7 protein-coding genes and 2 pseudogenes are annotated in these 9,216 nt (G+C 55.0%); 2 read left to right on the top strand and 7 right to left on the bottom strand.

Going from position 1 to position 9,216, the window contains the following annotated elements; all coding sequences use genetic code 11:
• Positions 1-2,327, top strand: a 2,327-nt coding sequence (locus CPT76_RS06275; RefSeq protein WP_258168135.1) for a helix-turn-helix transcriptional regulator, incomplete at its 5' end; no start/stop codon positions are given.
• 157 nt (positions 2,328-2,484) lie between these two features.
• Here CPT76_RS06275 and CPT76_RS06270 read toward each other — a convergent pair.
• Both CPT76_RS06270 and CPT76_RS06265 read right to left on the bottom strand, forming a co-directional pair.
• Positions 2,485-3,375, bottom strand: a complete 891-nt coding sequence (locus CPT76_RS06270) for an aldo/keto reductase (RefSeq protein ID WP_105442273.1) — start codon at positions 3,373-3,375, stop codon at positions 2,485-2,487.
• A gap of 193 nt (positions 3,376-3,568) precedes the next feature.
• Positions 3,569-4,057 (bottom strand): GNAT family N-acetyltransferase, encoded by a 489-nt coding sequence (locus CPT76_RS06265; protein ID WP_105442272.1) that lies wholly within the window; start codon positions 4,055-4,057, stop codon positions 3,569-3,571.
• Positions 4,058-4,241: 184 nt separating this feature from the next.
• Between CPT76_RS06265 and xerS the strand changes: the two are divergent.
• Positions 4,242-5,323, top strand: a pseudogene (gene xerS, locus CPT76_RS06260) (tyrosine recombinase XerS).
• A gap of 96 nt (positions 5,324-5,419) precedes the next feature.
• On the opposite strand, the gene mobB reads toward xerS, so the two are convergent.
• From mobB to CPT76_RS06235, 5 genes and pseudogenes are all read right to left on the bottom strand, one after another.
• A complete protein-coding gene (mobB, locus tag CPT76_RS06255; RefSeq protein ID WP_105442271.1) occupies positions 5,420-5,959 on the bottom strand; it encodes a molybdopterin-guanine dinucleotide biosynthesis protein B in 540 nt (179 codons plus the stop codon).
• On the bottom strand, positions 5,956-7,245 hold the full coding sequence (locus CPT76_RS06250) for a molybdopterin molybdotransferase MoeA (RefSeq protein ID WP_105442270.1): 1,290 nt from the start codon (positions 7,243-7,245) through the stop codon (positions 5,956-5,958). Before CPT76_RS06250 ends, mobB begins: the two co-directional genes overlap by 4 nt.
• Positions 7,246-7,374: 129 nt before the next feature.
• Positions 7,375-8,136, bottom strand: a complete 762-nt coding sequence (locus CPT76_RS06245; protein ID WP_076171407.1) for a DUF4247 domain-containing protein — start codon at positions 8,134-8,136, stop codon at positions 7,375-7,377.
• Positions 8,137-8,149: 13 nt separating this feature from the next.
• Positions 8,150-8,664, bottom strand: a pseudogene (locus tag CPT76_RS06240) (DUF4178 domain-containing protein).
• Between the two features lie 49 nt (positions 8,665-8,713).
• Positions 8,714-9,118: a DUF350 domain-containing protein gene (locus CPT76_RS06235; protein ID WP_076171403.1), complete on the bottom strand. Its 405-nt coding sequence runs from the start codon at positions 9,116-9,118 to the stop codon at positions 8,714-8,716.
• Positions 9,119-9,216 lie beyond the last annotated feature (98 nt).

Genomic DNA, 9,216 nt, shown 5'->3' with positions numbered 1-9,216 from the left:
TGGCGAAAAGGTTCGCATCGAAAGGGACCGTATACTGGAGAAGCATCGCGCTTGCGATCCTGCTGACCTGTATTCCGATCACGATCGTCAGCTGCATTGGCGGGTATGTCGGCAACCGGTACCTAATCCAGCAGTATCAGCAAAATAACGAGATCATGCTGCGGGAATCCGTGCGCAGAATCGACGGCCAGTTCGCCCAGCTGGTACAGTACGCCCTGCATATGATGGCCAACCCCATCTTTAAGCCCGCGATCGCGGACATGAACTATGTCGATGAGTTCGAAAAAACCCAGGAACTGCTGGACACGATGTCGCTGATCGAAAACGGGGAATCGCTGATCGATCAGGCTTATTTGTACATACCGAAGCAGAATGTGCTGCTGCAGCCCGTCCTCGGCCTGCGCACGCTGGACGATCCGGCGGATCGTGCCGTTTGGAATAGTCTCATGAACGGGGATAAGGGCATTTTCTGGACGAATCATCTCACCCGGCCGTTTGGGCGCAGCGGCTCCAAGCATGCAATCGTCATGAAGCTGCCTTTTAACGGCCAAACCTCTTACGGGGCGCTCGTCCTCTACGTCAACCCGGCCATGCTTCAATTGAACGTGACCCCCGACCAGGCGGCCTATGTTCTCGATGGCAGCGACGTGGTCATTGGTCAGTCGGATGCCGCCAAATCGTATCCCGAGCTCCTGCCGCGGATCATGGAACAGCTCGGCTCAACCAAGCGCACGTATGACAGCCAGTCGCGTTTTCAAATCCGTGCGGATCATGAGCAGTTCCTCATGAATGCGGTTTCTTTTGAAAAGATGAACCGGATCTGGACCTTTGTGACGGGTACCCCGTCATCCAAAGTCACTGCGCCCAACAGTGCGTATACGCATGTGGTGGTCGTCTACTGGATCGTGTCTCTCATCGCCGCGCTCGGTCTGAGCTGGTTTGCGTCCAACCGCTTCTATCAGCCGTTCCGCAAAGTCATGGATCTGGTCAGGGACGGCAAAACGGATGAAGACGCCGACCCGTCCGACGAAATGGCCTATATCGAGGCAAAATGGCAGCAGTACCGGTTTGCCAACGAGTCGCTGCAGAGCCGGCTGGATCAATCCACTCCCAAAGTCAGGGAAGCGCTGATCAACCAGTTTGTGCTGGGACAAGCCGCCCATTTATCAGAGACGGAAATGATCGAAAAGCTTCGCGCCCTGCAGCTCGACGTGACAGGCTGCCTGTTTTCGGTCGTGGTCTGCCAGCTGCACGGACTTGACGGTCACAAGGCTCCCCTGACAGAAAAGGACAGCCAGCTCATCACCTACGCGGCCATCAACATCGTCGGCGAAATATCGGAGGCGTCGGCCGCCTATGTGCATACGCTCGATTTGCTCGACGGTTCGATTGCCGCGGTGCTGATATTTCCGGAAACCTCCGCCATGGACGATGCGCGGGACGAACTGCTCCGGCTTGGCGGGGAAATGCTCCGCACACTGGAGCATGTGCTGCGCATGCCGTCGACAATCGTCGTGAACGGCCCGGCGCCGCTGTGGATGGACATCCCTTTCCTGCTGGAACAGTCGCGCAAAGCGCTCAGCTACCGCACGTTTACGTCGGAGAGCCAGCTGCTGGATGCAACCGCCGTGCTTGAGCAGGCGAATCCCGAAGTCGATTTTCCATACGATCTGGAGCAGGAATTTACGCATACGCTGAACCTCGGGCTGGAACGCGAGGCAGCCGACATCCTGGAGCGGTTCGTAACCGCTCTGAAAAATGAAGGCGCGCCGGAATGGGTCGTCCACCAGGGACTGATGCGCCTGAAGAGCAGCCTGTACCGGTCCATGCTGCAGTCGGGACATAACCCGTACGCCCTCTTTGACGGCGTCCAGCTGGAAGAAGAACTGAGGACGCTTAGGGACGCTGAGGCGTGTATCCAGTGGTTCGGCAAACGGGTGATTCGGCCGTACATCGACATGCTGTCCAAGAGCTACCAGCATGCCATGAAGGATATCGTGGACCAGGTGCTGGCAACCATTCACGACAATTACATGTGCGATATCTCCCTTGAGACGTTCGCCATGGAAGCAGGAGTCAGCGTGTCGCATCTCAGCAAGGCGTTCCGCCAAATGACCGGCTCGAATTACATTGATTATTTAACGGCGCTCAAAATCGGCCGCTGCAAAAAGCTTCTGCTGACGACCGACCTCAAAATGAACGAAATCGCCAAATCCGTAGGCTATCAGCCGCCGTATTTCAACCGGATGTTTAAAAAGCTTGAGGGAATGACGCCTGGGCAGTACCGTCTTCAATTTAGCGAAACGAAGCTGGGAAAGGCTGAATAAGAGTGGTTCTCCCGGTCTCCGGGCATGCAAAAAAGGCTCCCTTCCGGAACTTGAAGTGTTCCAGAGGGAGCCTTCTCTATCGGGCAATTCATTAAGGTTAATAGCGCTTCGTCATGAGCCGTATAGCCCCGGGACGCCTTACGTCAGGCTGGTCTACTTACGTCAGACCCACCCAGTCCCGCGGGGCCACTTCCTTCCAGCGCGCCCGGATCTCCTGGTACTTATCATGGCTCAGGCTCGTGCTTGCAAGCATCTCAGCGTTCTGCGACCAGCGCCCGGGCTTGTTCGTTCCCACGATCGCGGTATCCACCCCGGGCGTATCCAGCGTAAAATGAAGGGCATCCGCCAACGCCTGCTCGTTGTCCCGCAGAAAGTCATACTGCAGCTCTTTCAGCCGCTGCCAGTATTTATACGGGTAGGCGTTCTCGGGAAGCTGGTCGTAAGTCCAGGCTACGTTGGCGATCGGCCGCTTGGCGATGATCCCCATTCCCCGCTTACGCGCTTCGGGCAGCGTCAGATCGATCACTTCCTGGTCGGCGATGTTGAGCGACACCATCAAGCTGTCAAACACGCCGGTTTGCACCGCATACAATGCGTCAATCGAATCGCCGCTGTATCCGATAAACCGCGTCTTTCCCTGCTGCTTGGCCTTTTGCAGCACCTCGATCACCGCGCCCTGTCTCAGCACATCCTCCGAGCAGCTGTGCAGATGGATGCAGTCGACGTAATCGGTCTGCAGCCGCTTCAGGCTGCGGTCGATGCTTTTCTCCAGCAGCTCAGGGTCCCAATCTTTATAATCCAAGCCGGAAGCATGTCCGCACTTGGTGAATAAATAATATTCGCTGCGGCGGTTCGCCATCGTTTTGCCGATCAGCTCCTCACTGTCGCCGTAACACTCCGCCGTATCGATCATGTTCAGTCCCGCATCAAGCGCGCTGCCCAGCAGCTTCTCAACTTTGGAAAGGTCCGTTTCCTTGCCGATCTCCGCGCCGCCAAAGCCCAAAATACTCACTTCCATGCCTGTCTTGCCGAATGCCCGTCTTTCCATAATGAAATCCTCCCTGGTTTCATAATTGGATGCGTTCATAGATACGAAGTGACTTTTACGCAGTATATGAGATGTTTACCCGAAGCGGAGGGCCGCCAAACCGCTGGCTTTGACGGTTCTTCCTCCCCGGTCCGCTCCGATTCAAGAAATGCTCGATTTCCCTGCCAACGAGAGCCTATGTATTCAGATCCATCTATAAACTGCTGAAATATTGGCTGATATTGCCATACTGCGGGTGAACCTTTTCCGAATACCGCTCGTTCGTGTAGCTGCCGATCACTTTCCGCCAGAAGGCCTGGGCCGGCAGATTGTTTTTGATCTGGGTCACCTTCCATCTGCCCTTGAACCGATCGAACAGCGACTGCGCAGCCCAGGTTCCCATGCCGGTGCGGCGGTATTTTTGCATAATAAAAAACTCCGTCATGTAAAAGTCGCCTTCCATCGGGTCGTACAACCGGTCCACCAGCGCAAAACCGGCCGGCACTTTGTCGTAAGAAATCAAAAAAGCATGCTTGCCGGTTCCCCTGCGCCAGTACTCATCGATTCCCGGGTATTCGGGAAACTTGCCGTTATCATCCACCACGATATCCTGGTAGCGGGAAAAATCGTACATATACAGCTGCATCAAATTGTATATCACTTGCCTGCGCTTATGCGGAACCAGGTCCAGCCTGAACTCCATAACTTCACCTTCCTATTTTCCTGTTCACGATCCTGACTTCATTTCCACTATATAACTTTGTCAACGGACGGGCAAGGTTATACGCGGACGGATTCCCTGACATATACGTAATTGAAGCGGACATCTGTTCGCCCATTGTGTTAATATAAAAAGATACGAAGAAAAGGAAAGATGAGGGATGACGATGAACGTTCAAAAGGAACAAGACCGGAAAAAGCTCGACGACAAAGTGCTGACCATGCCTTGGTACGTCCAGCAATTTATCGATTACAAGCTGCCTGATCTGTCGCCGTCCACTTTGCTTGAATATATCCGGGATTACGAAACGTTCTTCAACTGGCTCCGGGCCGAAGGATTGTCCGCTGCGCCGGACAACGGCAAGGTAACGCTGGAAGAGCTGGAGGTGCTGAGGATGGAAGACGTCGTCAGCTACCGCTTGTATCTAACGACCCGCCGGGAGAGTGCCAACTCCAAAATTACCGTCTCCCGCAAGCTTTCTTCCATGCGCTCCCTGTTTCATTACTTAAGCCAAATTGCCGAGGATGACAACTTTTATCCGCTCCTGAAGCGCAACATTATGGCGAAGGTGGAGATCAAACGGATCCACAAACCAAAAGACACGGCCGCCAAGCTGAAAGGGAAGATCCTCGAGGAAGACGAGCTGCTGGAGTTTATCGGCTATATTATGGACGGCTACGCAAAGGATGTCGCTAATAACAAGCAGGCGCTCCACGCCCATGAACTGAATAAGGAACGCGACGCCTGCATTGCCAGCCTGATTTTGAATTCGGGGCTTCGGGTGTCCGAGGTCGTTAACCTGAATGTCGATGATCTGGACATGAACAACAAGATGCTGTATGTGTACCGGAAGGGCAATAACGACGAGTCGTTCAAGACCCCGGTCTATTTCCGCGAGCAGGCCAAGGATGATTTGGCCCAGTACCTTACCCTTCGTCAGTCCAGATACAAGGTGCCCAAGCGGGAAAAAGCACTGTTTGCAGCGCTTCCGAACGGGCATCAGGAAGGCGGACGCATGACCAAACGGGCGATCCAGGCGATGATCATCAAGTATGCCAAGCGCTTCGGCAAGCCTTATCTCACCGTACATAAGCTCCGGCATTCCTTCGCCACCGACTATATTTGCAGAACGATATTTACAAAACGAAGGAGCAGCTCGGCCACGCCTCAACCGAAACGACGGAGGTTTACGCCCATCTTACGGACAAAACGATGTCCGAGGCGATTGAGCGGAGGCTGGAACCGTAACGGCTTTAGGCGCGGTCACAATAAAAAGCAGCACTGCCGCATCCGGTATATTCAGGATGGGCGTGCTGTTTTTTATTGCAAACGGTTAGTTTCCGTTCATTCCGTCGTATCGTGCTTACTATGGTGAAGCAGCCATTCCGTGATCCGGCCAGTGTCATTGATGCCAAATATCGGAACGGAACCCGGATGCACATCCATGCTCCCCTTCATCGCGTCATTGGTAAGCCAGGAGACGATCGCATTCACGGATGTTAATTGGGAAACGAGCGAATGGTCTTCCTGGCTGCGCACCATCACGATTTTGGGGTACTCCGCCTGCTTGAAGCCCTCCACTAAAATCATGTCGTATGCGGAAAACCGCCCGATGAGCTCGTCCAGCCCGGTTTCTGTTTCCTCGATCACGGCCGTACGCCGCGAGGACACAAGGGCGACTGCACCCGCCCCCGATTTCCGGTGCCGGTACGAGTCCGTTCCCGGATGATCGATGTCGAAATCGTGGGCGTCGTGCTTAATCACTGCTGTCCGTACGCCTTTGGCCGCAAGCCTCTCGACGAGACTGCAGACAAGCGTCGTCTTGCCGCTATTCTTATACCCGACGATTTGCCAGACGGGCGGTTTCACTTCTTGCCAGCTCATCTCGATCCCTCTTTAAGCAGCAAAATTTGCACCTTGGATCCGGCTGGTGTGACTGCCTTGGCGGGCGGGATGACGATCAGGCAGTCGCTGTCCTTGATCGTCACCATGACGCTCGATTCGTCCACCGCTGCCGGAACGGCATACACCAATCCATCGCGGACTTCCATTCTTCCGCGAACGTAGCGGGTAAAGGCGTTCACTTTGGTATAGTCGACGTCCAAGACGGCTGACCATTCCGTAAGGTAGGCATTCTTTCTTCCCATCATGCCCTGAATGGTCGGCCGTACGAACAGCTCAAAGCCGACGAAGCAGGCGCCGGGATTGCCGGACAGCGCAAAGAGCAGCTTGCCATCTTTTACGGCCGCCGTCGTGACGCTGCCGGGACGCATGGCGATTTTGTTATACAGCATCTCCACCCCGCCGCCGCGGACGAGATCGCCCATAATGTCGTAGTCGCCGACCGACACACCGCCGCTGGTCACGACTGCATCATATTCCTGCAGCGCCTCCTCGACCCGTGCTTGTGCCAGCTGCAAATCGTCCATAATGGCATCCAGGATAAAGGGCTCGCCCCCCGCTTCCCACACCTGGGCCGCCAGCATGTACGTGTTGCTGTTGCGGATTTTCCCCGGCTGCAGCGGCTCTTCGACGGACAGCAGCTCCGACCCCGTCGAGAAAATCGCGATCCGCGGCTTGCGGTACACCGGGACACGATGAATGCCGAACGTCGCCAGCACCGAGATTTCCCCGGCCGAAATACGGGTCCCCGGGCTAAGCAGCAGCTGTCCTTCCTGAACCTCCAGGCCGATCGGGGTAATGTTTTGCCCCTTATGGATTTTTCGCTTCAGTCCAACCCGAGCCCGTCCGTCCTCTTCCCGCTGCTCTGTCATCTCCAGCATGACGACGGCGTCCGCGCCGTCCGGCACTTCGGCGCCCGTCATGATCCGCGCAGCCGTCCCCGGCCGGATCACTTGGCTGGACACGCTGCCGCAAGGAATCTCGTCGATGACTTCCAGCCAGACCGGATCGTCCGAGCTGCAAGAAGCGGTGTCGGCGGAACATATCGCGTACCCGTCCATTCCGGAGCGGCGGAACCGCGGAAACGGATGCGGGGCGGTAACGGGCTCGGCCAGAAAGCGCCCGACGCTCTCCGCCAGCGGTACCGTTTCACAGCGCCTGGTTTCTACAGCGCCTGCCTCGACATACCCGGCGATCAGCCTTTGGGCATCCTTGACCTGCATCGGTTTCCGGTGAAATTTATCGTAATCGGTTCGTGTCTGATCCATTATGTATCATCCTTCCGTTGCTGAATGTCTCCTCTGTCTATCATGACACAAAAAAACGCACGAATCCATGCTTCGTGCGTTTTCGTCCGCCGTGAACACGGCATCAGGATATTCGCTTGCAGCCAGCCGTCACCTGCGCCTTGTGATCTTGCCCGATCCGACGCGGGTTTTCGGCTTCGTGTACGACCGCTTCGGTGCATCAAACAGGCCGGAGCCGCTGCTGCCGCCCCTTGAAATGCTGCCCCTGCTCGGAGTCTTGGTATCCTTCTTCCGGTCAAAAATGCTGCCTCCGGAACCGACGCTCGGATTCGTGTCGCTGTTTTTGCCGCGGCGGAGAATCGAGCCCTTCTTCTCAACCGTCAGCGGCGGCGCCACTTTTTTATCGTTGGTCGTCGGCTTGTGGTAGGTTCCCTGCTTCGGCTGATAAATGTCTCTGCTCGTATACCCCCGGTAAGAGCCACCCCCGCCGAACGAATCAAAGAGTTGTCCGATGAGCGCGGCCGTCAGATATCCCTGAAGGAAGCTTGAATCGTAATTCCGCTGCACATACTGCTGCGAGTCGATTTCGATCAGCGTATCGCTTGGCTTGGCGGTATCTTTCTGCAGATGGTACCATTCGTTACCATACACCAGGAACATCCGGTCGGCATCTTCCGGCGACATCTGGTCGGGCTTCTTCTCGTCCGTCAGCTCCTTCGCAACCTCGGGAACCGTCTTGTCCGCGGCCCGGTACACATACGACGTAGCGTTACCGTCGCGGTTCACCGACTCCAGCGGATATGTCTCCTTGACGTTTGGCGAGCCGATGCCGCATCCGGTCAGCAGAGACAGCACAAGGCTGGCGACAAGCAGAAGCTTCAGGCCGAGAAACCTGCTTCTCTTCTTACCCATCATGTGCCCCACTCTAATTGGCCCGGATGACTTTCACATCACCTGGGATTACTTTCTCTCCTTCATACAGCATAAAACGTCCGTTCTGCCACTCGATCCGCAGCAGATGATAATCGTCGGATTGGTACTGCCATACGTGCTGCTCTCCCCCCTTGCGTAAACGGGGGTTTTTGCCTTGAATCAACACATGACCGATGTATTCTTCTTCCATATAGTAAACCCCGGTCGTCCAGTTCGATTTCGGTTGGTACTTACTTCGGCAGGGTTGTCAAGCCGGCCGTCGATGGGAGCGTACAATTCATACTCCAAGGTCTCGCGCTCTTCAATATGAAGGTAAGCGATCGTGTTCCCGTCCCGGAGCGTGAGCAGAACGGCGTTTCTTCCGCGGTTGTGCACGCGTCCGATGACTTCGTATGTGACCAGCGATACCTCGCAAATATCTCCCGGCATCAGCGCCAGCATGCTTTTCTCCGGTTTCGGCGGTTCCGGCTTGGCAAACAGGTTGCCGATTCTTTTAAATACACTCATATGCTATAACTCCTTAGGTAATCAAACTTTAATATATATTGGGGTCGTGCTACAGGCAGGCGGTAATGATGAGGGCGCCCACCAAATGGATCGTACCGGCAAACAGGCCATAACCCACTTTGCCCTGCTGTGTACCTGTATCCAGGTCAAGCTTTGCCCACCATCTCATCAAGACGCGCACGATCGCTTCCAGCACGAGTAAGATCAAGAAGGAGACGATCGATACGACAAGCGCTTCCAGCAGGTTATTCGAAGTCCGAATCGAAACGGACAGAATGTAACCCTGGGACAGCAGCTTGATGACCAGGCGCGAGGTGACCGCCATGTTGCCCGCCTTCACTTCTTCAAAATCTTTGTACTTGGTAAACAGCGAATCCACAAACATCAAAATAAAGAGCAGGATCGCCCCGGAACCTGTCCATACCAGAATCCCTTTAATGATATTAAAATCCATCTACCTTAGCCTCCACATCTTCTCAACGTCTCACTCATACATAATAAAAGCGAAGGAGAAATATGACAAATGTTCCCCTTCGCTATTCATCATACCCG

Origin of the sequence: Paenibacillus sp. AR247 (assembly GCF_002968895.1) — a bacterium.
Taxonomy (GTDB): Bacteria; Bacillota; Bacilli; order Paenibacillales; family Paenibacillaceae; genus Paenibacillus_AQ; species Paenibacillus_AQ favisporus.
This window is presented reverse-complemented; position numbering and strand designations above follow the sequence as displayed.

Coding starts and splice junctions, on each gene's coding strand:
- CPT76_RS06270 (WP_105442273.1), bottom strand. CDS start 3,375: ATGGAAAGACGGGCATTCGGCAAGACAGGCATGGAAGTGAGTATTTTG.
- CPT76_RS06265 (WP_105442272.1), bottom strand. CDS start 4,057: ATGGAGTTCAGGCTGGACCTGGTTCCGCATAAGCGCAGGCAAGTGATA.
- mobB (WP_105442271.1), bottom strand. CDS start 5,959: ATGAGCTGGCAAGAAGTGAAACCGCCCGTCTGGCAAATCGTCGGGTAT.
- CPT76_RS06250 (WP_105442270.1), bottom strand. CDS start 7,245: ATGGATCAGACACGAACCGATTACGATAAATTTCACCGGAAACCGATG.
- CPT76_RS06245 (WP_076171407.1), bottom strand. CDS start 8,136: ATGGGTAAGAAGAGAAGCAGGTTTCTCGGCCTGAAGCTTCTGCTTGTC.
- CPT76_RS06235 (WP_076171403.1), bottom strand. CDS start 9,118: ATGGATTTTAATATCATTAAAGGGATTCTGGTATGGACAGGTTCCGGG.